Below are 23,368 nucleotides of genomic sequence, written 5' to 3' on the forward strand. Positions count from 1 at the left end.
TCCGCGCGAGCGGCCGATTGCTTGATTGTGCTCCCCCCTTTTCCGCCGGAGGCACACCGGTGAGCTTTAATCGAGGTCGAGTCGAGCGACAGTACGACGCCGTCTTCGCCAGGCTTGGCCAGCGCTTCGAAGATTGCGCACCATCGTCCTCGCTTGGCCCAGCGATTGAAGCGATTGTAGATCGTCGTGTAAGGGCCGTATTCACGTGGACAATCACGCCATCGTGCACCCGATTGCAGCATGTGAATGATGCCGCTGACGATGCGTCGGTCGTCGTCCCGATCCGGCCCCGTCAGTCCCCTCGGCAGATGCGGTTCGATACGCGCCCATTGCCTGTCGTTCAGCCAAAACAAACCAGCGCGCATTCTCTCGCCCCCGAATCAACACGTAGGCAAGAGAATCACGTGGCGCTATTTAGGTACAGACCCTAGAATTGCGCCATTTAATGCCGAGAGGGTGGGAATGCCGCGGTTGACCCTGCTGGGTTCGTTTTCCATGGACCGGGGCGGGCCGGTCACCTTGCGCAACAAGAAGGCGCAGGCCCTCGTGGCATTTCTGGCCATGAACCCTGGGGTCGTCCATGTTCGTGAGCGGCTTGCGGCGTTACTCTGGCCCGACAGTCACGAGGACGCGGCGCGACAAAGCTTGCGCCAATGCATCAGCATGCTGCGACATGATTGCGCCGAGCTGCCGCTGTCCGCCGATCACGACCTGCTTGGCTTCGATATCGGCGCCGTCACGACCGACGTCGTCGAATTCAAGGATGCGGTATCCGATCCGTCCATCGCCAATTTGAAACGTGCAGCGGAGTTGTATCGCGGCCCCTTTCTCGAGGGACTGAACGCGCGGTCCGATCTTTTCGACGAGTGGTTATTGGGCGAGCGGACCCGGTTGCGCGCCGTCGCCACCTCTGCCTTCCATACGCTGCTGCAGGAATTACAGCTTATCGGCGCACGGGAGGAGGCGATCGCGTTGGCGCTCCGTTTGTTGGCGATCGATCCGTTGCAGGAAGAGGTGGATTGCGCCTTGATGCGGCTCTACTCCGAGCAGGGGCAGACCGCGTTGGCGTTGCGGCAATACAAGCGCTGCGAGGCGATCCTGCGCAAAGAGCTCAACGTCGAGCCGGATCAGGAGACGAGGGCGCTCTACCAGCAACTCCTGCGACATCGGTCGCAGCATCGGGGGCCGCCCGGGGATGTGGCCGCCGCTGAGCCGGCGGCTTCGCCGAGGCAGCTCAAGCAGAACGTTCGAACCTGCACCGCGCGCGACGGGGTGCGCATCGCCTATGCGTCGGTCGGCGCCGGGCCGCCGTTGGTGAAAGCCGCCAATTGGCTCAATCATCTGGAATTCGACTTTGCGAGCCCGGTCTGGCAGCACTGGATCGAGGCGTTGAGCCGCGACAACACGTTCCTGCGCTACGACGAACGCGGTACGGGCTTGTCGGACTGGGATGTCTTCGACATCTCCTTCGACGCTTTCGTGCGTGATCTCGAGACGGTCGTCGATGCGGCGGGGCTCGAGCGTTTTCCCCTGCTTGGCATTTCTCAGGGCTGCGCGATCTCGATAGCCTACGCGGTCAAGCACCCGGAGCGTGTCAGTCATCTCGTTCTTTATGGCGGATACGCAAAGGGTTGGCGCCATCAGGACCCGTCAAACGTGGCCCGCCGGGAGGCATTGCCAACTCTGGTCCTCGAGGGGTGGGGCAAGAAAGTCCGGTGTTTCGCCAGATATTCACGTCCCTCTTCATTCCTGAAGCAAATGCCGAGCAGGCGCAGTGGTTCAACGATCTGCAGCGGATTACGACGTCGCCGCAGAACGCCTTCAAGCTTACGAATATCTTCGGCGAAATCGATGTGCGGCATCTGCTGCAGGATGTACGAACTCCGACCCTGGTGTTGCACGCTCGTGCCGACGCGAGCGTAAAGTTCACGGAAGGGCAGGAACTCGCTGCTCGGATTAAAGGCGCAACATTCGTTCCGCTCGAGAGTCCCAATCATATCTTGCTGGGGACCGAGCCGGCCTGGTCCGTATTTCTGGACAGTGTAAGAAGGTTTCTCGCGCCCGATCGCTGTCGGTGATCGTGCTTGCCGAGTTTTGCCCGACGGACAAAACACCGAACTCAGGGTAGAACGCTGTCAATCGCCTTCAACGAAAATAATTCGCTTTATAAGAATTCGGAAACAGCGTATATGTTACCTCACTTCGGCCCAAGGAAGAGGGGCGTATCGCGATCGTCACGAACGCGGGCCGGGCGGCGGTGGACGTGGGCCAAACTGGTGCGAAGGTGATCGCAGGGCGGGCAGCCGTGAGCGAAGCACGTCGCACGCACGACCGGCGTGATCCACGTACGGCCAAATCGTGTCGTCCTGGCGCCCGGGGTCTGTGCGCCAAGTCTTGTGGTGGTGCGTGTTGCTCAGCCGGGCGCGCGCATCAGCCATCTGCAAGGCGACGGGGGCAATAGTGCATCGCTCCCCGGGGAGAACACGACATACGCCGTTCCAACCACTGCGCAGGGAAGGCCGGGATGTCCTGGCATACACCTGTATGCCGCTGTGCAGACTTCTCACTACAACTCCGCACAGTGGACCTCGGGTGCCAGCGGGCTCCCGGTCTTCCCTGCGCCCTCTTTCATTTGAGGGTGAGGGGATCAGGCAAAGCTCGGGCGAAATGCGCCGCGAGGATGCGAGCCCATGTCAGTCAACGACGCTCTCGTGCCCCGGACGCTGCGCAGCACGAAGTGATGCGCTGCAGAGCCGGAGCTCATGCGTCAGCGCGTTGTGTCATCTGCTGGGTCCCGGCTCTGCGCCGCACCGCTACGCGCTGCGTCGCGTCCGGGACACGTGAGAGGCGGGCGCAGCTCCTGCACACTCCGTCATTGCGAGCGCAGCGAAACAATCCGGAATCTTTCCGCGGCGGCAGTCTGGATTGCTTCGCTGCGCTCGCAATGACGAGGATGAAGCAGCTGTGCGCCATAACTTCACTCTCACGCGCACGCATCGCATTTTAGGCAACCGTCATAGTCTCTAACGCGCACTAACCAACACCTGACTTAAAACTGTCATAATCGCCGAATGGAACCCGCGGCTGCGTCCTTTTTACACGGCATTAAGCGCGGCTGCATTGGATGCCCTGGGAAAGTGCGTTGGGGACTGCGATGACTGCCGCGAAGAAGATGCCGGGAAAACCGGCCGCCGAAATGTTTGACGACATCCCGGTGCTTCAACGCAAATGGCGTGCCGCGTTGAAGCCGGGCGAACGGCTGCCGCGCTATGAGGACGTGATGCTCGGGAGCCTCGGACGGCTCGCCGACCACATCGCGCTGCTGAAGAACGATGGCGCGCTCGAATTGTCGCGCAGCGGGCGTTACGTGCAGAAATGGCTCGGCGAGGAGCGCTGGGATATCCCGGTCGCCGAGCTCTCGCCCGATTGCGCCACGGCGCTGTCGGAAGCTGTGGCGAGCGCGCTCGAGAACGGTCGTCCGCACCAGGCCAGCGCGCATTGCGTGCGCGACGGCATGGTCCGGACCTACGATGTGCTGGCGCTGCCGACCGCCTCGCGTTGGGGCGCCACGCTGGTTGGCGCCTACATCAACGAGCGCGGTGCGCAATACAATCTCTTGGACGCGATCTTCTCGTCGACCGATGACGCCGTGGTTTCGCTGGCGACGTTGCGCGATGCCGCAGGCAAGCCGTTCGATCTCCAGATCGTGCATCACAACAAGAGCGCGGGTGCGCTCCTGAAGGTCGCGAGCGCGGGCCTGTTGTGGCGGCGGATCGGCGAGGGGAACACGCTATTGGCCTCGCCCGAAATCATGGACTTCCTGCTCAAGGTCGTCTCCGGCGGCCGCGGCGAGCAGCTCGAGATCGAAGACGACGGACGTTACCTTCGGCTCAGTGCCACCGCCTTCGCCGATCTGGTCTCGTTGACGATCTCCGACGTCACCGCGTTGAAGCGGCGCGACGCCTCGTTTCGCCTGCTGTTCGACAACAACCCGATGCCGATGTGGGTGTTCGAGGCACAGACCAAGGAATTCCTCAGCGTCAACGATGCCGCGGTCCAGCACTACGGCTACAGCCGCGCCACCTTCCTGCGGATGAAGCTGCACGAGATCTGGCCCGAGGACGAGTGGGACAGCCACGCCGAGGCGCTCGAACGCATCGGCGACACCTATCACTCCTCGCGCAACTGGCGCCATTTGTGCGCCGACGGCAGCGAGATCGAGGTGCTCACTTTCGGCCGCCGCGTCGCCTTCGACGATCGCGACGGCTATCTGGTCGCGGTGGTCGACATCACGGAGCGGCGCAAGGCCGAGGCGCGGATCGCCCACATGGCGCACCATGACGGGCTCACCGATCTGCCGAACCGCGAACATTTCCAGCAGTGCTTGAAGCAGGCGCTCGACCAGGCCGGCGGAAAACGGGTCGGCGTGCTCTACATCGATCTCGACCTGTTCAAGAACATCAATGATTCCTTCGGGCATCCGGTGGGGGATCGCCTGCTGAAGCAAGTTGCCGAACGCCTCACCACCGCGGTCCGCGGCGGCAATCTCGCGGCCCGCCTTGGCGGCGACGAGTTCGCCGTGATCCTGGCAGCAGACGTCTCGCCGAACGAAGCCAGCGCCTGCGCGACCTTGCTGATCGACATGCTGAAGGCGCCCTACGATCTCGACGGCCAGGAGATGGTGATCGGCGCCAGCATCGGTATCGCGCTGTCGCCCGGCGACGGCACGACGTCGGAGGAGCTGATGCGCAATGCCGACATGGCGCTGTACCGGGCGAAGTCCGACGGCGGCGGCGTGCACCATTTCTTCGAGCGCGAGATGGACCTCCAGGCGCAGAAGCGCCGCGACATGGAGCTCGATCTGCGCCGAGCCTTCGCCAATGGCGAGTTCGAGCTGCACTACCAGCCGCTGGTGTCGATCGCGTCCGACCGCATCTCCGGCTTCGAATCGCTGTTGCGCTGGCGTCATCCCGACAAGGGCATGATCTCGCCGGCGGAATTCATTCCGGTCGCCGAGGACATCGGCCTCATCACCCAGCTCGGCGAGTGGGTGCTGCGCGAGGCCTGCGCGGAGGCGGTGAAATGGCCTGTCGACGTCAAGGTCGCGGTCAATCTGTCGCCGGCGCAATTCCGCAGCCGCAACCTGGTCCAGGTCGTGATTTCCGCGCTTGCGCAGTCCGGCCTGTCGCCGAAGCGGCTCGAGCTCGAGATCACCGAGTCGATCTTCCTGGCGGAGACCGATGCCAATCTTGCGATCCTGCATCAATTGCGGGAGCTCGGCGTCAGCATCTCCATGGATGATTTCGGCACCGGCTATTCGAGCCTCAGCTATCTGCGTAGCTTCCCGTTCGACAAGATCAAGATCGACCGTTCGTTTGTGAAGGATCTGGCGCAGCGGCCCGATTGCGTCGCGATCGTGCGCGCGATCTCCGGCCTCGGCCGCAGCCTCAACATCACCACGACGGCTGAAGGCGTCGAGACCGAGGATCAGCTCGACTGGCTGCGCGCCGAAGGCTGCAACGAGGTGCAGGGGTTTCTGTTCAGCGCGGCGCGGCCCGCCGCCGAGATCGCAAAGCTGCTGGCCGATTTCGGCCAGCGCGCCTCACGGGCGGCGTAGCCCTTCGGGATAGCAGCCGTAGACCAGTTCCTTGAAGGCGGGCGTGATGCGACTGCGCTCGTTCTGGGTCTGCTGCATCAAGAGGTAGACCATGTCGAGCTTGGGATCGACGCCGAAATAGGTGCCGCTTCCTGAGTCCCACTTCAATTCGCCGATCGATCCGGCCGGCGGCGGCTTCGCATTGCCGGGATCGGTGCGTACACCGACGCCGTAGCCATAACCAAAGCCGTCGCCCGGGAAATAGAAATAGTCGCGTCCCACGCCGGAGCCGGGCCCGACGTGATCGGTGGTCATCGCCTTGAACACGGCGGGGCTGAGGTAACGCTTGCCCTCGAACTCGCCGCCATTGAGCAGCATCTGGGAGAAGCGTTGATAGTCGGTGATGGTCGACAGTAGCCCGCCACCGCCGGATTCCCATTCGGGATGGTCGAGGCGGTCGCGCTCGCCGGCGAGCAGGACCGGGTCGCTCGGCAGCGGCCGCGCCATCCGGGCGCGCTCCTCCGGCGTTTTCAGCACGAATTTGGTGCTGCTCATTCCGAGCGGATCGAGAATGCGCTGCTTGAGGAATTCATACAGCGTCTGGCCCGAGATGATCTCGATGACGGCGCCGAGCACGTCGGTGGAATGGCCGTAGCGCCACAGCGTTCCGGGCTGGCGCGTGAGCGGCAGCTTGGCGATGCGGTCGGCGAATTGTCTGTTGTTGAAGGGTCCCTCGAAAATATTGGCGGCCTGGTAAACCTGCATCACCCATGGAGCGCCGATATAGTCGTAGCTGATGCCCGAGGTTTGCCGCAGCAGATCCTCGATGCTGACAGGGCGGATCGGCGGCTCGAGTTCGACCTTCGAGGTGCCCTCCGGCTCCACGCCCACCTTGGTGTCGGCGAAGAGCGGGACGTATTTCGACACGGGGTCGGTGAGCGCGAGCCTGCCCTCGTCGATCAGCATCATCGCGCCGAGACACGTGATCGGCTTGGTCATCGAGTGAATGGCGAAGATCGTATCCGGCGTCATCGCGAGGCCGGTCCTGGTGTCGCGCACGCCGAAGGTCTTGAGGTAGACCGGCTTGCCGTGCTGCTGCACCAGGACCACCGCGCCCGGCAGGCGGCCAAGCGTCACCTCGTTGTCAAAATAGGCGGTGATGCGGTCGAGCCCGTCAGCCGACGGAGTAGGGATGCTGGTGGCGGCGCTGCCTCGCGCCATCGAGCCGGCCAGCAGCGCGGCTCCGACCAGAAATTCACGACGCTTCATCCGGGCTTCCTCCCTCGCCGGGATCAAAGCCGCAAGACGTCGGAGGCGTCAACAAGACATCGATTAAAAACGCGTCACGATTTCCGAAAGGAACGGCCGCGGACGGTCTTCGCTGGACTTGGTCGGCGTGCCGATATGGACGAGGCCGGCGAGCTTTTCGTCCGGCTTGAGGCCGAGGCCGTCCAGCACGTCGCGATCGAAGGCGAACCAGCCGGTCAGCCAGCAGGCGCCGTAGCCGAGCGCGGTCGCGGCCGTGACAATGTTCATGACGCTGGCGCCGGCCGACAATTCCTGCTCGAACGCCGGCACCTTCGGATGCGGCTTGGTGAAGCTGACGATGCCGATCACCAGCGGCGCGTCGGTGAGGCGTTTGCGCTCGGTCTCGATGTTCGCCGCCGGTGCGTCCGGATTCTTGCGGGCAAAGACCGTCGCGATGACCTCGCCGGCCCGCTCGCGGGCGTCACCCTCGAAAATGATGAAGCGCCAGGGCGCGAGCTTGCCGTGGTCGGGCACGCGCGCCCCGATGGTGAGAATGGTTTCGAGCTCGGCGGGGGAGGGGCCGGGCCCGGTCATCTCGCGCGGCTTGACCGAGCGACGGGTTTTCAGGAGTTCGATGGCGTCGGGCACTGCGATGTCCTCTTCGGCTGGTCGTCGGGCGTGCCATGCCCAGATAAGCATGCACGCCCGCAACCGGAAGCGAGTTTAGATCGATTTCAGGACTCAGGCCGCCTCGCGCGCCCGCCGGACGTCCGGTGGGGTGGCCTCGTCGACGAGGGCGGTGAGCGCCTCCACCGTCGTCATCACCTTCTGGCCGTCGCTGCCGAGCCGGCGGACGGAGACCGACTGCGTCTCAGCTTCCTTCTTGCCGCACACGAGCAGCGCCGGAATCTTGGCCAGCGAGTGCTCGCGGACCTTGTAGTTGATCTTTTCGTTGCGCAGGTCGATCTCGGCCCGAAGCCCCGCGCGCCGGACCTGTTCCAGCACCTGCTTGGCATACTCGTCGGCTTCCGAGGTGATGGTTGTGACCACCACCTGCACCGGGGACAGCCAGAGCGGGAAATTGCCGGCATAGTGCTCGATCAGGATGCCGATGAAGCGCTCCATCGAGCCGCAGATCGCGCGATGCACCATCACCGGCGCCTTCTTGCCGCTGTCATGGTCGATGTAGAACGCACCGAACCGCTCCGGCAGGTTGAAGTCGACCTGCGTGGTGCCGCACTGCCAGTCGCGGCCGATGGCGTCGCGCAGTACATATTCGAACTTCGGCCCGTAGAAGGCGCCTTCGCCCGGATTGATCTCGGTCTTGATGTGATTGTTCTGCGACTGGATCTCGCGCAGCACCGTCGCCATCACGCGCTCGGCGTGATCCCACATCGCATCGGTGCCGACGCGCTTCTCGGGCCGGGTCGAGAGCTTCACCGTGAGATCGCCGGTGAAACCGAAATCGGCATAGGTCGACAGAATGAGATCGTTGATCTTGAGGCACTCGTCGGCGAGCTGATCTTCCATGCAGAAGACGTGCGCGTCGTCCTGGGTGAAGCCGCGCACGCGCATCAGGCCATGCATGGCGCCGGAGGGCTCATAGCGATGCACCACGCCGAATTCGGCGAGGCGCAGCGGCAGGTCGCGATAGCTCTTCAGGCCGTGCTTGAAGATCTGCACGTGGCCGGGGCAGTTCATCGGCTTCAGCGCAAACCAGCGCTTGTCCTCGGCCTCGTCACCGGCGGACTGCGCCGCGAACATGTTCTCGCGATACCAGCCCCAATGGCCCGAGGTCTCCCACAAGGACTTGTCGAGGATCTGCGGCGCATTGACCTCGCTGTAGTCGCCGGCCAGGCGCCGGCGCATATAGGCGATCAGCTGCTGGAAGATGGTCCAGCCCTTGGCGTGCCAGAACACGACGCCCGGACCTTCTTCCTGGAAGTGGAAGAGGTCGAGCTCGCGCCCGAGCTTGCGATGGTCGCGCTTTTCGGCTTCCTCGATCTGCTTGAGATAAGCGTCGAGGTCCTCCTGCTTCGCGAACGCCGTGCCGTAGATGCGGGTCAGCATCGGGTTGTTGCTGTCGCCGCGCCAATAGGCGCCGGCCACCTTCATCAGCTTGAAGGCGTTGCCGACCTTGCCGGTCGAGGTCATGTGCGGGCCGCGGCAGAGATCGAACCAGTCGCCCTGGTAGTAGATCTTGATCGGCTCATTGCCGGGAATGGCGTCGACCAGCTCGACCTTGAAGGCCTCGCCCTTGTCGCGGAACACCTGCTTGGTCTTCTCGCGATCCCAGACTTCCTTGGTGAAGGGTTTGTCGCGCGCGATGATCTCGCGCATCTTCTTCTCGATCGCGGCAAAGTCTTCCGGCGTGAATGGCTCGTTGCGGAAGAAGTCGTAGTAGAAGCCGTTCTCGATCACGGGACCGATGGTGACTTGCGTGCCGGGCCACAGCGTCTGCACGGCTTCGGCGAGCACGTGGGCGCAGTCGTGGCGGATCAGCTCGAGCGCGCGCGGATCGTCGCGGTTGATCAGCTCGATCTTGGCATCGGCTTCGATTGCGTCGTCGAGGTCGGCGACCACGCCGTCGAGCGCCATCGCGACGGTGCGCTTGGCCAGCGACGGCGAAATGCCCTTGGCAATCTCGAGGCCGGTGATGCTCTTGGCGTATTCGCGCCGGGCGCCGTCGGGGAAGGTGAGGGTGATCTTTTCCGGCGGGGTCACGGGTCTCAGATTGCTAAGGCTGTATTGAAAGCCGGATTCGGATTTGGGCTGGTCGGTCATGCTTTTCTCCTGAGGCTCACTCCTGCGAACGAGCGCAGGTAAGCGGGAACGAGCGATATATCAGGCGATTCGGCCTGTGCAATCCGGCATTTCCAAGAAAGTGGCGCGCAAAAGCTTGGGCGATGCTCCAACTATTTCGCACCGCGCCCTTTAACTGGTCGCGGGCCTGCTCTACATGCACTTGCATGGAAAATCCGCCCGTCGCCGGCCGTTTCACGCCAACCGCCCTGATGCTCGGCAATCTCGTCACCGGTTGCTCGGTGCTGGCGCCGGCGGGCATGCTGCCGGAATTGTCGACCGGGCTCGGCCTCACCATCCATGCCGCGGGGCTCCTGATCACCTTCGGCGCGATTACGCTTTGCATCGGCTCGCCGCTGACGGCGTGGCTGACCAGCCGCATCGAACGGCGGACGCTGCTTGCGACCACGCTTGCGGTGCTCGCCGTTGGCAATCTCGCCTCGGCATTTGCCCCTGACTACACAAGTCTCCTCATCATTCGCCTGCTGATGCTCGCGGTCGGCGCGCTCTACACGCCGCAGGCTGCGGGCACGGCGGCGCTGATCGTGCCGGTGGAGCGGCGGGGCAGCACCATCGCTTACATCTTTCTCGGCTGGTCGTTAGCTGCGGCCGTCGGTCTTCCGCTGATCACTTTCATCGCCAGCCGCTATGGCTGGCGCGCGGCCTATGGCGGGATCGGCGCGCTCGGCTGCATCAGCTTCCTGTTGTTGCTGCTGCGCCTGCCGGCGGGCCTGAAGGGCGCGCCGGTGGACTTGAAGACGTGGAGCGCGGTCGGCCGCAGCAGGACGATCCTGCTGCTGCTTGCGATCACGATGCTGCAAATGTCCGGGCAGTTCGTGGTGTTCACCTTCATGGGTCCGCTGCTCAAGAAGCTGACCGAGGCGAGCCCGGATGCGATCGGCATGGTGTTCGGCATCTACGGTGTTTGCGGCTTCCTCGGCGTCGTCATCGCGACCCGCATCGTCGACACCTGGGGGCCTTATCGGACGTCGCTGCTGTTCACCTGCCTGCTGCTTGCAGGCATCACCGGCTGGGCGCTTAGTGCGGGGAGCCTGGTGTTGATGGCGCTCGCGGTCGCGATCTGGGGCCTCGGCTTTGCCTCGACCAATTCGATGCAGCAGGTGCGGCTGGTCGCGGCTGCGCCGCCGCTCGCATCGGCGACCGTCGCGCTCAACACCTCCGTCCTCTATGTCGGCCAAGCTGTCGGCTCCGCCATCGGCGGGCTACTGTTCGCCCGCGAGCTGCTGCATCCGCTTGGTTTCGTCGCGGTCGGCTTCGTCGTCCTGGCGCTGATCCTCGTGGTTCTGACCCGGCCCCGGCCGGCTGCTGCCACCACGGCCTGAAGGGTGCGTTTTCCTATGCGCAAGGTGCTTGGCAAACCACGCGCGGGAGCGCTAGAAGGCGAGGCATGGGGACCAAAGAGAGTTGACTGACATGAGGATGATTCTGGCGGTTGCCGCGGTGCTCTATTCAGCCTCCGCGTTTGCACAAACCGACAAGCCACCCATGGTGGGGGACAAGCCGCTGGTGCAGGTCACGCCGAAGGGGACCAAAGAGGCCGCGGCCAAGCCGGCCGCGGCGCCGAAGGGCAAACCGCAGTCGATCGCGGCGCGGCTCCAGGCCTGCCTCGACCTCGATGACGGCACCAAGGACCGCCTCAACTGCTACGACGCCGTGATCGCGCCGCAGCCGAAGCCGAAACCGGCGAAGGCCAAGGGTTACGCCGATTGCCGCTTCTTCAAGGAAGAGGACGAGCGGCTGGCCTGCTTCAACGGCTTCGCCGAGAGCATTCCGAAGCTGCCCAAGACCTGAAGATCAAGACCCGAACATCAAGACCTGAAGATCAGAGCCGAGGTCTGGAAGCCGGACGGCTAGTCGCTGATCCGGCTGAGCACGGCCCTGAAGGCAACGCCCGGCACTTGCAGCGCGGTGCCTTCGAGTTCGGCTGTGTCGCCGTCCTCACGGCCGGCCAGCGTCAGCGTGATTCTGTCGTGCCCGAACAGCGGCTTGAAGGACGGATCGTCGTTGTAGCGCTGGGTCGAAATCTTGACCTTGATGCTGTCGCCTTCCCCGACGTAGGTCCCGATGAAAGCGAAGGCGGAATTGCCGCCGCGCATCTTGCCATCCGTCACATAGACGACGCCGCAGCCGGTTCCATGAACCGTGTGGAAGTTGACCTTGTACAGTCCCTGACGCACCGTCTGTCCCCGCAGAATTCAAGCTAAAACTTGGCCGGCAAATTATGAGCGTTGCCGGCGGAAGCAATCCGGTCGCTCCCGGGGATGTCGGCGATCAACATCACATTTTGATCAAAGCCTGCGACAATTGCGGGCAGCGCGGCCGAATGCCGACGCGCGCAATATCGGCTAGCGGCTCGATGCGGCCGGATTGGTGGACGCAACGCGCGTCAGCGCCAACGACGGCGTCGCCGACATCTTCACCAGCACGTCCTTGAGCGGGTCCCGGGTCCAGGCGCGCGTCACATAATCACGATGCGTGATGCCGTCGCCGGTTTCGACGAACACTACGCTGCCGGGACGGAGCGGCCCGTCCATGTCCTCGGAGACGCTGATGCCCTTTTGCCGCAGCGTGCTCATCAGCTCGCGGTCGCGCCGCGCGGTGTAGCGGGTGTAGGAGCTGACGAAGAAGCCGGAGCGGTGGCTCTCGATCCAGGAGGCGAACTTGTCCATTTCGCCGTAGACGGCATCGAGCAGGACGACGCCGCGGACGCGGTCGCTGATGCCGCCGACCTCGAGGCTCCAGGCCGTCGGCAGGAAGCCGCCGCTGTAGCCGACGATCACGATCGGCATGTTGGCGAAGGCGCGGGCGTTGTTGGGATCGCCGGTGAGCCGGGCCAGATGGGTCGCCGACTCCTCCATGAAGCGCTTGAGGCCGCCCGCCTGCCAGAACTTGCCGGCGCTGGAATCGGCGGCATCGACCGCCATCTGCGGCGCCAACAGGATGGCGTTGGCGCCGGAATCGGTGACCTGCTGCGGTACGAGTTGGCGGTCGCGCACGTCGCGCTCCAGCGTTGCGCCATTGCCATGGAAGAACACCACGATCACGCCCGGCTTGCGCACGTCGAAATGCTCGGGCACGTGCATCAGCACGCGGCTGTCGCTGTAAGTCTCGTCCTGCCAGTAGACGCGCCCGGAATAGCTGCGGTGGCCGCGGCGATCGCCCTTGGAGATGTTGAGGAACGGCGCGTCGGAGGCGGGGTTGTTGCCGAAATAGGGGAAGGCCGACGATTTCATGCTGACGAGCGTCGTCAGGTCTTCACGTGCCGGACGCTGGTAGGGGATCTGCGGTGCGAGTGAGGCGACCTTGTACGGCGCCTGCTCCGGCTGAGGCTGCTGCTGGACAGCGCGTTTGGGCGAGAAGTCCGACATCTGCCGTTGCAGAAGACTCTCGCTCGCCGACGGGAAGCGCTCCTTGAATTGCGGAGCGGGGAAGCGATCCTCGAACGTGTCGCTGCTTGCGACCTGAGGATTGGTCTTCGCGACGATTTGGACGTTGGCCTGCGAGTTCGCCGCGAGCGCCGCCGGGTTGGGGGCCCTGCCGCATTGAACCAGCGTGAGCGACAGCGGCACCAAGGCTGAGACCAGCGCGATCCGGAGCGCACGATTGCGCGCGCCGGACAGCGTCCGATCAGCACGAACGTCAGCTCTCAATTTCGGAGCGGCCCCGACCATCCACCCATGACCCCAAGTCATGTCCACAAGCCCAGCGGCAATATTCAAGCTAATTGAGCCGACTGGCGTTTAGGCGACGTTAAGTGTCCGGAGAAACTTCCCCAAATCCGGAATGCACAAAGGGACCATGCAATCGTGTCCTGATTGTGGGGCTGCGAAACGGGATTCTCCGGTGTTTGCGGGGCTTTATTGCCCAGGATCGCGTACAAAAGGTGCCGCGGTACCGATTCCACGCGCCACATTTAACCCTTGTTAACCCTGCTTGAATTGACTGGACCGGGCTGCACGATGCTCCCAACGACACGTGACGCCTGAGGTTGAGGACCCTGATGACGGCATCAGATGTGGGACCCGCACCTTGGACCGGCCGGCTGACGGGCGGGCCGGGGGTCTCCGTTCTGGTCGCAACCGCCATCGTCGTTGCCGACATGATCGGGGTCGGCGTCTTCACCAGCCTCGGCTTCCAGGTCAAGGACATCCCGTCCGGCTTCTCGATCCTGTTGCTCTGGACCGTCGGCGGCATCGTCGCGCTGTGCGGGGTGTTCTCCTACAGCGAGCTCGGCGCCATGTTTCCGCGCTCGAGCGGTGAGTACAATTTCCTCGGCCGCGCCTATCATCCCGCCTTCGGCTTTCTCGCCGGCTGGGTCTCGGCGACAGTTGGCTTCGCAGCGCCTGTCGCGCTTGCGGCGATGGCGTTCGGCGAATACGCGAAATCGGTCGTTCCCGATCTGCCGCCGATCCCGCTCGCCATCGGCGTGGTGTGGCTGGTCTCGATCGTGCAATTGACCGGCGTCAGGCACTCATCGACCTTCCAGCTGATCTCGACCATCCTCAAGGTCGTGCTGATCGTCGCCTTCCTGCTCGCCGGCTTCGTCATCGGCACGCCGCAGCCGATTGCCTTCACGCCGCAGCCGGGTGATCTCGCGCATATCGTCAGCGCGCCCTTCGCGATCGGGCTCGTCTTCGTGATGTACTCGTTCTCCGGGTGGAATGCTGCGACCTACATCATCGGCGAGATGAACATGCCGCAACGCGATCTGCCGCGCGCGCTGCTCGCGGGCACGATGATCGTGCTCGTCCTGTACGTCGCGCTGAATGCGGTGTTTCTTTACTCAACGCCGGTCAGTGCGCTGGCCGGCCAGCTCGACGTTGCCAGCGTCGCGGGCAGCGCGATCTTCGGCAGCCTCGGTGGCCGGATCGTCGGTGCGATGATCTGCGTCGGCCTGATCTCCTCGATCAGCGCGATGATGTGGATCGGCCCGCGCGTGATGATGACGATGGGCGAGGACATTCCGGCCCTGCGCGTGTTCTCGAAGCGATCGGTGAGCGGCGCGCCGGCCTATGCCATCCTGTTTCAGCTTGCCGTCGCCAATCTGCTGCTGTTCACGCGCAGCTTCGAGGCAGTGCTCGACTTCATCCAGTTCGCGCTGCTGTTCTGCTCGTTCTTCACGGTCGCCGGCGTCATCAAGCTGCGCATCACCGATCCCGACCTGCCGCGGCCCTATCGCGCCTGGGGATACCCGTTCACGCCGCTCGTTTTCCTGCTCGTGACCGCGTTCATGATGTACTACCTGTTGACCGAGCGGCCGGTGCAGTCGCTGGCGGGGATGCTCCTCATGCTCTCGGGCCTGTTGATCTATGCTGTTTTCCGCAGGCGGCCGGTCGCCGCTGGCACGTCATCACACCGCGAATAGACATGTTTCGACCCATGAGAATTGCGGCCGTCGCTCTTGCCCTGCTGGCTGCGGCCGTCTCGTCTGCACGTGCCACCGACGTCACTTTCGATGATACCGCGCGCTTTCTCGCGGGCATGCAGCCTTCGCCGGACTCGCCGCTGGTGCCGCTCACCAAGGACCCGGGCTGGCAGCGCCACGCAAAATTCTTCGACGGCGCCTTCGCCCAGCTCGAGCAGCGGCAGCTCTCGAAGATCCGCAATTGGGCCGACGTCAATCTGGCCGCGCCCCGGCCGACCATGTTCTACTTGTTCAGCGGCCCCGACTTCCTCTACGCCAATGCGTTCTACTCCAAGGCCAGCACCTACGTGCTCGGCGCGCTGGAGCCGGTCGGCGCGGTGCCTGACCTGACGCGGCTGCCGCGCGGATCGGTTGGTGCCGCGCTCTACAATGTCGAGCGTTCGCTCGGCTCGATCCTGAGCTTCTCCTTCTTCATCACCAAGCACATGAAGGTCGACCTGCACGCCAACCAGGTCAACGGCACGTTGCCGATCCTCTATGTCTTCCTCGCGCGCTCCGGCAAGACCATCCGCAATGTCGAGATGATCGCCCTCGACGACAAGGGCGGGGTGCATACGGGAGGCGACAATCCGGGACGGAACGCGACGCGCGGTGTCCGCATCACCTTTGCCGGAAGCGACGGCGAGGCGCGCACGCTGTACTATTTCTCGACCGATCTTTCCAATGCCGGTGCGCGCAACACGGGATTTCTGAAATTCTGCGAGACGCTCGGGCCCGGCAACAGCCTGCTCAAGAGCGCGTCCTATCTCCTGTACAAGGGCGACTTCTCCGTCGCTCGCAACTGGCTGCTGGCCAACAGCGCGACCATCATCCAGGACGATTCCGGCATTCCGCTTGCGAACTACAATGCGCAACAGTGGCGGTTCTTCCCGTTCGGCCGCTATCTCGGACCGATCGACGAATTCCCCGGCCGCTATCAGGGGCGTTACGCCGAACTGTTCACGCGCGCCCAGCCGATCGATTTCGGCGTCGGCTACCGCTGGCGGACGCATGAATCGAACTTGCTGTTGTCGGTAAGGGTGCCGGGAAGCGAGACGGCGCCGGCTGCGGAGACCACCTCGTCCGCCGAGCCGTCGCCAAAGCCGCCGCGTCCGAAACGGCTGCGTCCGCCCGAGTCGATCCCGCCGTCGCCCGGCCGCTTTTTCTGGTTTCGTTAGGTTGCCTGTTGAGGCGGGTGTCACGGGCTCCGGGCGATGACAACCAGCCGTACGAACGCGAACGCCATCTGATGGTATGTCGCCAAACCCGATGCGGATCGGCTGGTGCTCGATCTCTAAGGTCCCGCCTACCAGTGCACGCTCTGGCTCGGCACGATGAAGGCCGTGGTGCTCGGCGGCGTGGCAAGGCTCGTTACCAGATACCAGCCGGAGCCGACCACGAGCGCCAGCAGCGCGATGATGGCAATCATGTCGAGGGTTCTGGGGTCGTGATGCCCTCTGGAACCAGGATGTGGACCAAGCCTGAAGTGAAAATGAGGGCTGATTTTCCAGCGCATTCTTGTTTCCTCCCGCGGGAGCATCACAACAACGCGAGGGGGAAGTTCCGGTTCCATTCAAGGCAGCGATGCGCGAAGCGCCGCGGCGTTCCTGGTGATATTCAGGACGCGTTGACGCCGCGCCAGCGGCCGTAGCGCCAGGGCAGATACCAGCGCGCGCTTTGCGGTGCGGTGAGGGGCACGTTGTCGATTCCCGATGTGCCGAAAGGATTGCAGCGAAGCAGTCTCGCGAGCGTCATCCAGCCGCCGGCCCAGAGCCCGAATCGTTCGATCGCCTCGTCGCCATAGACCGAGCAGGTCGGCAGGTGCCGGCAATTGTAGCCGACCAGCGGCGAGAGCGTGTGACGGTAGAGCCAGATCAGTGCGCGGCCGAATCGACGCGGGAGCCGGAGCGCGCCCTCGATGGGAGTGGAACAGTGCTCGCAGGTTGAATGCTTCATGGGCGCTGTGCTGCGATCGTGAGCGAGGTATTGCGCGGTTCCGGCGCAGGGAACCGCAAGTTGTTGTTTCTGCGCCATATTTCCCGTGCTTTTTGGGAGCAGTGCAGCAAGTACCTGTGGACGATCTGTATTCCCCCGGATACCATTTTTATGACGCCCGTGTGTAGAAACATACGCCCGTATGATGGACTCAGAGGGCGCTACCGGGGACTGTTGGGGGACCTTTGGGGCTTGGGGAAGGAACCAGATTGAGACTTCTGAACTCCCTTGACCGTCGCGGCTGGTTGTTGCTTGGGGCAGCCGCACTTGGCGCCGCGCTCTTCGGAGCTGTGGCCACGACCGGCACAACGGCTCATGCCGGTGCCGCCCTCGAGGAGCGCAAGCTGCCGATGAAGTTCAACTGGGTCGCCTGCGACCCGAACTGCCGCGGCTGGGTCAGCGCGGTCGGCATCATCACCGCCGACACGCCGAGGGATTTCGAGGAGTTTTCGCGCGGACGCCAGCTTGGCGGCGCGACCGTGGTGCTCGACTCCAGCGGCGGTTCCGTTAACGACGCGATCACGCTCGGCCGGCGCTTCCGCAATCTCGGAGTTTCGACCACCGTCGGCATCAGCGTCCAGAACCGCAGCGGGCAGTCGGCCCGTCCGGCGGTTGCGCCCGAAGCCTATTGCGAATCCATGTGCGTGTTCCTGCTGCTGGCCGGCAAGAAGCGCTACGTGCCGGAAGCCGCTCATGTCCGGGTCCACCAGATCTGGATGGGCGATCGTGCCGACGATGCCAAGGCGGCGAGCTACAGCGCGCAGGACCTGATGATCGTGGAGCGCGACATCGGCCGGCTCGCCAAATACACGTTCGATATGGGCGGCGCCGGCGACCTGCTCTCGCTCGCGCTGAGCGTGCCGCCGTGGGAAGATCTGCACGAGCTGGATGCTGACGAGCTGAAGCTCACCAATCTCGTGACCACCAACCTGGTGGCCGACGTGCTGCCGCATGTGGACGTCGCGGCGCCCGCGGTGGCGGAACTAGCGCCGAAGACCCAGGCGAGGTTCGGCGCGGAAGCGGAGCCGCAGCCCGTCAAGTCGACCAAGACGGCGGAAGCGGTGGTGCCGACCGGTGCGGCGCAAAGCGCAGGCTCGCAGAAGTAGGATTTCCCTGATCGTCATGCCGGCGCGCGCGCCGGAATGACCTCGACCAAATCAGCCCTGCGCCGCGGCCGGCTGCTTGGCCTTCGCCTCGATCTGGCCGATGGCATCGACCACGGCATCGAAGGTCAGGAGGGTCGAGGCGTGGCGCGCCTTGTAGTCGCGGACCGGCTCGAGGAACTTGATCTCTTCCCATTTGCCTTCAGGAGGCGCGCCGTTCTCCTTGAGCATCTTGCGAACGGTTTCGCGTAACTCGCGGAGTTCGCTCGCGGTCGAGCCGACGACGCGACTTGCCATGATGGATGAAGAGGCTTGTCCGAGGGCACAGGCCTTCACGTCATGGGCGAAATCGGTGACCTTGTCGCCCTCCATCTTGAGGTCGATCTTCACGGTCGAGCCGCACAATCTGGAGTGGGCGGTGGCGGTGGCGTCGGGGTCCGGCAGCCGTCCGAGGCGTGGAATATTCCCGGCCAGTTCGATGATCCGCTTGTTATAGATGTCGTTCAGCATGTGATGGAGTCCAACACTTCCGCACCGGATCGGCCTTGGCGGGCGCCGTCCACGGTCCTATATAGGAGCGGAACTGGCGGAAAAACAGTCCAGCGGTGCGGCGGCAGCGATCCAGATCTGCGCTGCCTGCGTGATGACCCAAGGGCCTTTTTCGTCAAAACTGTTCTCTTCAGGCGTCCGGCGGCTTGCCGCCCCGTCTGCCGGTGACACTCCGGCCGTGAGGCCGTCGAACGGAGTAGACATGGACGCTGCTATCAAATCCATCCGCCCGGGCAAGCCCTCCGACCGCCAGCCCGAGAGCCGGCCGGCTGAGCTCGACCCTGCCGAATTCCTCGCGGCCGCCGTCCGCGCCGACCAGCCGCGCCCCGCGCGCGCAGAGGCGGAAGCAGCGGTGAAGACGCTGCTCGCCTATATCGGCGAGAACACTGCGCGCGAAGGTTTGCTCGACACGCCGCGCCGTGTGGTCGAGGCCTTCGACGAGCTCTATCAGGGCTACCACCAGTGCCCGGCCGAGGTGCTCGACCGCACCTTCGGCGAGACGGCCGGCTATGACGACTTCGTGCTGGTGCGCGACATCGAGTTCACCTCGCAGTGCGAGCATCACATGATGCCGTTCTACGGCAAGGCGCACATCGCCTATACGCCGGTGGAACGCGTCGTCGGCCTGTCGAAGCTTGCGCGCCTGACCGACATCTTCGCCCGCAGGCTCCAGACCCAGGAGCACATGACGGCGCAGATCGCGGCGGCCATCGACGAGATCCTCAAGCCCCGTGGCGTTGCCGTGCTGATCGAAGCCGAGCATACCTGCATGTCGGTGCGCGGCGTTGCCAAGCATGGTGCCTCGACCTTCACCAGCCGCTTCACCGGCATGTTCCGCGACAATCCGGCGGAGCAAGCCCGCTTCCTGTCCCTGGTGCGAGGCACGACGCGCTGACCTCGCGAAGGTCTATGTCCGCGTCGTGCTCCAAGCGAGGACGCCCGTGTCCGCTCACTCCCATGAGATCGAGGAAGGCCTCGCCTTCCTGCCCAGGTTCGACGCCGCTGGCCTCGTGACCTGCGTGGCGACCGACGTTGCCACCGGTGACGTGCTCATGGTCGCGCACATGAACGACGAGGCGCTACGCAAGACGATTGCGACCGGCGAGGCCTGGTACTTCAGCCGATCGCGCAATGCCTTGTGGCGAAAAGGTGAGACGTCGGGTCAGACCCAGCGCGTGGTCGAGATCCGCACCGATTGCGACCAGGACGCGGTCTGGATCCGTGTCGAGCAGATCGGCGCGGCCTGCCACACCGGCCGCCGGTCCTGCTTTTACCGCAAGGTCGAGGCCGAGGGCGGCGGCGCCAAGTTGGTCTTCGTCGATGCGGACAGGTTGTTCGATCCGGACGCCGTCTACAAGAAATAGCCCGTCGTCATACGCGGGGCGGGCCGGAATGACGGCGAGGGGCCAGATTAACCCCGCATTAACCATACCTGTCCCACGGTGGGACGACAGGCGCCGAATTGCCGGCGTCGCTCAACGCCGCACGGGGCGGGCACTCCATCATGTCGGTCGACAATTCCAGTGCCTCTCAGACGGCGGGTCTCGATCCGTCGCGGGCACGCGTCGCCGGCGCGATCAAGCAGGTCTCCAACCGGACGGGCGTCAGCTTCCAGTACATGCTGACCACCGCCAAGATGGAATCGGATTTCGATCCGACGGCGAGCGCCACCACGTCGTCCGCGCAAGGGCTCTACCAGTTCATCGACCAGACCTGGCTCGGTACGGTGAAGGAGGCGGGCACCCAGCTCGGCTATGGCAATTATTCCGACGCCATCACCAGGACGTCGCCGGGCACCTACACTGTCGATGATCCCGTGATGAAGCGGTCGATCATGAAGCTGCGCGACGATCCGGAAGCCGCCTCCAGCATGGCGGCGGCGCTGACGCAGTCGAACGGTTTCAAGCTCACCGGCCTGCTCGGCCGCAGGCCGTCTGACAGCGAACTCTACATGGCGCATTTCATGGGCGTCGGCGGCGCCGCGAAACTGATCGCCAATGCCGAGGACAATCCGCAAGCGGTCGGCGCGCGGCTGTTTCCGAACGCGGCCTCCGCCAACCGCTCGATCTTCTACGCCAGGGACGGCCGCGCACGCAGCGTCTCCGAGGTCTATTCGGTGCTCGACGCGCGCTACGCCAGCGCGGCGAATTCGAAGACGACTCGCAGCGCCATGGCGATGTATGGCGACACGCCATCCACGACGCAGGTCGCAAGTGCCAACGGCGTGCAGCCCACCGCGCCTGTCATCGACAACGCCGCTTATCTGCAGACCTTTCCGGAGGCGCGCGGCGTGACGCCGGTGAGTACGACGTCGTCATCAACGGTTGCAGACAACACACCGATCACACCCGCATTCCGCTCGATCTATCAGCCCGGCGATATCACGCAGCCGGTGTCGACCACGGTGCAGAAATTGTGGGGCAGCAACACCTCGCTAGCCTCGATCGCATCGGCGACGCCTGACGTGCGTCCGCCGCAACCGCTCGATCTCTTCAGCGATCGCAGCGGTACGTTCTCGAGCTGATGTCGTCGCGCGAATAATCCGCTCTCGTGTCCCGGACGCGTTGCGGCGCGCAAGCACTGGGTCTGGGGCACGTGCGGCAGGCGGCTTTGTTCCCTTAACAAAACGTCAATAAAACCAGCCAGTTATGGTGAACGCTTTGTTAAGCGTCGTGGTTTATTTTGTGTTGCAGGTGACAAGCCGTCACCGTTTTCGTTTGTTGTGTAAGCCGGAAGCAGCATGATTGTTCGGCAGTTCATCAATTGGATCAGGACCGCGCCCGCCGGCGAGCGGGCCGAGGCGACGCGGGCGTTGGCCCGGGCCTGGCTGATCTCAGACCTTTCCCATGACGACCGTATCGCAGCCGAAGGCGCGCTCCTGATGCTGCTCGACGATCCCTCGCCGCTGGTGCGGCAGGCGATGGCTGAGGCCTTTGCGCGCAGCACGGATGCGCCGGCGTCGATCGTGCGGGCGCTGTCGGCGGACCAGCCGACCGTCGCGCTGCCGGTGCTCGAACATTCGCCGCTGCTGATCGATGCCGATCTCGTCGACATCGTCGCAACCGGCAATGACGAGGTGCAATGCGCGGTCGCCCGCCGCATCGCGTTGCCGGTGTCCGTCTGCGCCGCCATTGCCGAAGTCGGCTGTGCAGCGGCAGCCCTCGAGCTGATCGAGAACCCCCACGCCGAGCTCGCGCCGTTCTCCTGGAATCGCATCGTCGAGCGCCACGGCCATCTCGCCGCGATCCGCGAGGCGATGCTGGTGCTGGAGGATCTGCCGGCCGCGACGCGCGCCGCGCTGGTGGCCAACCTCTCCGAGACCCTTGCGCAATTCGTCGTGGCGCGGAACTGGCTGAGCGCCGATCGTGCCGAGCGCATCGCAACCGAGGCGCGCGATCGCTCCACCATGAACATCGCGGCGCGCTCGCGCGGCGAGGACATGCAGGGCCTCGTGCGCCACCTGCGCATCACGGGCCAGCTCACCGCCGGGCTCATCCTGCGCGCGCTGCTGTCGAGAAATCTCGATCTGTTCGACGCGGCACTCGCCGAACTCGCCGACCTGCCGCTGGCACGGGTCTGCGCGCTGCTGCACGACCGTGGCGGCAACAGCCTGCACGCGCTGCTTCGCCGCGCCGGACTTCCGGAGGCGACCTTTGCGGCGTTCCAGGTCGCGCTCGATGCCTGCCACGAGCAAGGTTTTGTCGATACCGACGACGGCGCGGCGCGGCTGCGCCGGCGCATGGTCGAGCGCGTGCTCACCCATTGCGAGACCGACCGCGGCGCCGCCGAGCCGCTGATGGTCCTGCTCCGCCGCTTCGCCACGGAATCCGCGCGCGAAGAGGCAAGGCTGTTCTGCGACGAGCTCGTCGCGGATGACGCGCTTGATCCGATCTATGATGATTTGATTGCGGCATAACGAGATGCCGTAGGGTGGGCAAAGGCGCGCAGCGCCGTGCCCACCATTGATCCGCACAGCTTATATTGGTTGGTGGGCACGCTTCCCTTTGCCCACACTACGACACTTGCGCTCGCAATAACGAGAGGAGAGAGCGGGAGCCGCTATTCCGCCGGCGCGATGCTCGGTGCCAAAATCACCCTCGAGATGCTCGGGGCGGTCGCGGTTGGCGTGGGCGAGATAGTCGTCGGCGACCTTGCGCAGGCGGCGGCTGAGCTCGGCCGAGACGCTGATGCTGTCGAGCTTGGTGTTCTCATGCACGATGGCGAGGATGGCGTTGATGTGGTGCGTGAACAGCTCGGCCGGCACCTTGTCGAGATCGGGCGCGTGCTCGATGACGCGGCACAGGCTCTCCGCAACTCCCGCCGCCGCCGGATAGCCGAACGTCGCAGCGTCGCCCTTGATGTCGTGCGCGGCGCGGAACAGCTCGTCACGCCGCTCCTTGGTGAAGCCCTCATGGCGGATAGCGACGTAAGCGGCCGACAGACGATTGACCTCGGTCGCCATCCAGTCCTTGAACTCGCTGGAGAGGCCTGCCAGCGCCTGCTCGGCGCGGGCGACCGGATCGTCCAGGTCCTTTTCCTCGACGCGGCGCAGAACCTTGCGCAGCGGATTGGGCTGCGTGATCACTTGGTGCGTGGCGAAGGCCGTGACCTCGATATCCTTTGCGCCGTTCTTCGCCATGATGTCTGCCC

General features: G+C 64.3%; 19 protein-coding genes and 2 pseudogenes. 11 read left to right on the forward strand and 10 right to left on the reverse strand.

The window, feature by feature from the left end; translation table 11 throughout:
* A pseudogene (locus QJT78_RS25390) lies at positions 1–387 on the reverse strand (IS5-like element ISBj2 family transposase); the annotation flags it as partial.
* Between the two features lie 75 nt (positions 388–462).
* Between QJT78_RS25390 and QJT78_RS25395 the strand changes: the two are divergent.
* Positions 463–1,923, forward strand: a complete 1,461-nt coding sequence (locus tag QJT78_RS25395) for an alpha/beta hydrolase (protein ID WP_049807679.1) — start codon at positions 463–465, stop codon at positions 1,921–1,923.
* Positions 1,924–3,154: 1,231 nt separating this feature from the next.
* The gene (locus tag QJT78_RS25400) at positions 3,155–5,617 is read left to right on the forward strand and encodes an EAL domain-containing protein (RefSeq protein ID WP_028150247.1); all 2,463 of its coding nucleotides are present in this window, start codon (positions 3,155–3,157) and stop codon (positions 5,615–5,617) included.
* On the opposite strand, the gene QJT78_RS25405 is transcribed toward QJT78_RS25400, so the two are convergent.
* The 3 genes from QJT78_RS25405 to thrS all read right to left on the reverse strand — a co-directional run bounded on the left by QJT78_RS25405 (position 5,603) and on the right by thrS (position 9,628).
* Positions 5,603–6,865 carry a serine hydrolase domain-containing protein gene (locus tag QJT78_RS25405; RefSeq protein ID WP_028150246.1) on the reverse strand — a complete coding sequence of 421 codons (1,263 nt, stop codon included), beginning with the start codon at positions 6,863–6,865 and terminating at the stop codon, positions 5,603–5,605. The two genes, QJT78_RS25400 and QJT78_RS25405, sit on opposite strands and share 15 nt — an antisense overlap.
* Before the next feature lie 63 nt (positions 6,866–6,928).
* Entirely contained in the window at positions 6,929–7,492 is a 564-nt protein-coding gene (locus QJT78_RS25410; protein WP_028150245.1) for a nitroreductase, read from the reverse strand.
* A gap of 93 nt (positions 7,493–7,585) precedes the next feature.
* Entirely contained in the window at positions 7,586–9,628 is a 2,043-nt protein-coding gene (gene thrS, locus QJT78_RS25415; RefSeq protein ID WP_212480963.1) for a threonine--tRNA ligase, read from the reverse strand.
* Positions 9,629–9,813: 185 nt separating this feature from the next.
* Here thrS and QJT78_RS25420 point away from each other — a divergent pair, with 185 nt between their 5' ends.
* The gene (locus tag QJT78_RS25420; protein WP_028150243.1) at positions 9,814–10,989 is read left to right on the forward strand and encodes an MFS transporter; all 1,176 of its coding nucleotides are present in this window, start codon (positions 9,814–9,816) and stop codon (positions 10,987–10,989) included.
* A gap of 91 nt (positions 10,990–11,080) precedes the next feature.
* Positions 11,081–11,458 carry a hypothetical protein gene (locus tag QJT78_RS25425; protein WP_028150242.1) on the forward strand — a complete coding sequence of 126 codons (378 nt, stop codon included), beginning with the start codon at positions 11,081–11,083 and terminating at the stop codon, positions 11,456–11,458.
* A gap of 59 nt (positions 11,459–11,517) precedes the next feature.
* On the opposite strand, the gene QJT78_RS25430 is transcribed toward QJT78_RS25425, so the two are convergent.
* Both QJT78_RS25430 and QJT78_RS25435 read right to left on the reverse strand, forming a co-directional pair.
* The gene (locus QJT78_RS25430) at positions 11,518–11,844 is read right to left on the reverse strand and encodes a GrlR family regulatory protein (RefSeq protein WP_028150241.1); all 327 of its coding nucleotides are present in this window, start codon (positions 11,842–11,844) and stop codon (positions 11,518–11,520) included.
* A 168-nt stretch (positions 11,845–12,012) separates the two neighbouring features.
* Positions 12,013–13,338, reverse strand: coding sequence for a hypothetical protein (locus tag QJT78_RS25435; protein ID WP_028150240.1), 1,326 nt, complete (start codon positions 13,336–13,338; stop codon positions 12,013–12,015).
* Positions 13,339–13,667: 329 nt separating this feature from the next.
* Between QJT78_RS25435 and QJT78_RS25440 the strand changes: the two genes are divergently transcribed.
* Together QJT78_RS25440 and QJT78_RS25445 are read left to right on the forward strand one after the other, a co-directional pair.
* Positions 13,668–15,032: an APC family permease gene (locus QJT78_RS25440; RefSeq protein WP_028150239.1), complete on the forward strand. Its 1,365-nt coding sequence runs from the start codon at positions 13,668–13,670 to the stop codon at positions 15,030–15,032.
* A 14-nt stretch (positions 15,033–15,046) separates the two neighbouring features.
* Entirely contained in the window at positions 15,047–16,249 is a 1,203-nt protein-coding gene (locus QJT78_RS25445; protein WP_049807678.1) for a hypothetical protein, read from the forward strand.
* A 128-nt stretch (positions 16,250–16,377) separates the two neighbouring features.
* On the opposite strand, the gene QJT78_RS25450 is transcribed toward QJT78_RS25445, so the two are convergent.
* A complete protein-coding gene (locus QJT78_RS25450) occupies positions 16,378–16,587 on the reverse strand; it encodes a hypothetical protein (RefSeq protein WP_028150237.1) in 210 nt (69 codons plus the stop codon).
* Positions 16,588–16,688: 101 nt separating this feature from the next.
* Positions 16,689–17,027, reverse strand: coding sequence for a membrane protein insertion efficiency factor YidD (yidD, locus tag QJT78_RS25455; RefSeq protein ID WP_015685255.1), 339 nt, complete (start codon positions 17,025–17,027; stop codon positions 16,689–16,691).
* Between the two features lie 248 nt (positions 17,028–17,275).
* Between yidD and QJT78_RS25460 the strand changes: the two genes are divergently transcribed.
* Positions 17,276–18,172, forward strand: a complete 897-nt coding sequence (locus tag QJT78_RS25460; RefSeq protein ID WP_038943604.1) for a hypothetical protein — start codon at positions 17,276–17,278, stop codon at positions 18,170–18,172.
* 51 nt (positions 18,173–18,223) lie between these two features.
* On the opposite strand, the gene QJT78_RS25465 is transcribed toward QJT78_RS25460, so the two are convergent.
* A complete protein-coding gene (locus QJT78_RS25465; RefSeq protein ID WP_028150234.1) occupies positions 18,224–18,679 on the reverse strand; it encodes an iron-sulfur cluster assembly scaffold protein in 456 nt (151 codons plus the stop codon).
* Between the two features lie 241 nt (positions 18,680–18,920).
* On the opposite strand from QJT78_RS25465, the gene folE reads away from it, so the two are divergent.
* The 4 genes from folE (at position 18,921) to QJT78_RS25485 (ending at position 22,634) form a co-directional block, all read left to right on the forward strand.
* Positions 18,921–19,613 (forward strand): GTP cyclohydrolase I FolE, encoded by a 693-nt coding sequence (folE, locus tag QJT78_RS25470; RefSeq protein ID WP_028150233.1) that lies wholly within the window; start codon positions 18,921–18,923, stop codon positions 19,611–19,613.
* Positions 19,614–19,659: 46 nt separating this feature from the next.
* Positions 19,660–20,082 carry a phosphoribosyl-AMP cyclohydrolase gene (gene hisI, locus QJT78_RS25475; protein ID WP_028150232.1) on the forward strand — a complete coding sequence of 141 codons (423 nt, stop codon included), beginning with the start codon at positions 19,660–19,662 and terminating at the stop codon, positions 20,080–20,082.
* A 140-nt stretch (positions 20,083–20,222) separates the two neighbouring features.
* A complete protein-coding gene (locus QJT78_RS25480; RefSeq protein WP_240537615.1) occupies positions 20,223–21,242 on the forward strand; it encodes a lytic transglycosylase domain-containing protein in 1,020 nt (339 codons plus the stop codon).
* Positions 21,243–21,458: 216 nt separating this feature from the next.
* Complete coding sequence (locus tag QJT78_RS25485) at positions 21,459–22,634, forward strand: DUF2336 domain-containing protein (protein ID WP_038952866.1); 1,176 nt, start codon at positions 21,459–21,461, stop codon at positions 22,632–22,634.
* A 143-nt stretch (positions 22,635–22,777) separates the two neighbouring features.
* On the opposite strand, the pseudogene QJT78_RS25490 reads toward QJT78_RS25485, so the two are convergent.
* Positions 22,778–23,357, reverse strand: a pseudogene (locus QJT78_RS25490) (Hpt domain-containing protein).
* Positions 23,358–23,368: the final 11 nt, after the last annotated feature.

This window comes from Bradyrhizobium sp. Mp27, assembly GCF_029953005.1.
GTDB lineage: Bacteria > Pseudomonadota > Alphaproteobacteria > Rhizobiales > Xanthobacteraceae > Bradyrhizobium > Bradyrhizobium barranii.

What these genes read in the sequence shown, in the direction of transcription:
- QJT78_RS25395 (WP_049807679.1), top strand. Translation starts at nt 463, where the DNA reads ATGCCGCGGTTGACCCTGCTGGGTTCGTTTTCCATGGACCGGGGCGGG.
- QJT78_RS25400 (WP_028150247.1), top strand. Translation starts at nt 3,155, where the DNA reads ATGACTGCCGCGAAGAAGATGCCGGGAAAACCGGCCGCCGAAATGTTT.
- QJT78_RS25405 (WP_028150246.1), bottom strand. Translation starts at nt 6,865, where the DNA reads ATGAAGCGTCGTGAATTTCTGGTCGGAGCCGCGCTGCTGGCCGGCTCG.
- thrS (WP_212480963.1), bottom strand. Translation starts at nt 9,628, where the DNA reads ATGACCGACCAGCCCAAATCCGAATCCGGCTTTCAATACAGCCTTAGC.
- QJT78_RS25420 (WP_028150243.1), top strand. Translation starts at nt 9,814, where the DNA reads ATGGAAAATCCGCCCGTCGCCGGCCGTTTCACGCCAACCGCCCTGATG.
- QJT78_RS25425 (WP_028150242.1), top strand. Translation starts at nt 11,081, where the DNA reads ATGAGGATGATTCTGGCGGTTGCCGCGGTGCTCTATTCAGCCTCCGCG.
- QJT78_RS25435 (WP_028150240.1), bottom strand. Translation starts at nt 13,338, where the DNA reads ATGGTCGGGGCCGCTCCGAAATTGAGAGCTGACGTTCGTGCTGATCGG.
- QJT78_RS25440 (WP_028150239.1), top strand. Translation starts at nt 13,668, where the DNA reads ATGACGGCATCAGATGTGGGACCCGCACCTTGGACCGGCCGGCTGACG.
- QJT78_RS25445 (WP_049807678.1), top strand. Translation starts at nt 15,047, where the DNA reads ATGAGAATTGCGGCCGTCGCTCTTGCCCTGCTGGCTGCGGCCGTCTCG.
- QJT78_RS25450 (WP_028150237.1), bottom strand. Translation starts at nt 16,587, where the DNA reads ATGCGCTGGAAAATCAGCCCTCATTTTCACTTCAGGCTTGGTCCACAT.
- yidD (WP_015685255.1), bottom strand. Translation starts at nt 17,027, where the DNA reads ATGAAGCATTCAACCTGCGAGCACTGTTCCACTCCCATCGAGGGCGCG.
- QJT78_RS25465 (WP_028150234.1), bottom strand. Translation starts at nt 18,679, where the DNA reads ATGCTGAACGACATCTATAACAAGCGGATCATCGAACTGGCCGGGAAT.
- folE (WP_028150233.1), top strand. Translation starts at nt 18,921, where the DNA reads ATGGACGCTGCTATCAAATCCATCCGCCCGGGCAAGCCCTCCGACCGC.
- QJT78_RS25480 (WP_240537615.1), top strand. Translation starts at nt 20,223, where the DNA reads ATGTCGGTCGACAATTCCAGTGCCTCTCAGACGGCGGGTCTCGATCCG.
- QJT78_RS25485 (WP_038952866.1), top strand. Translation starts at nt 21,459, where the DNA reads ATGATTGTTCGGCAGTTCATCAATTGGATCAGGACCGCGCCCGCCGGC.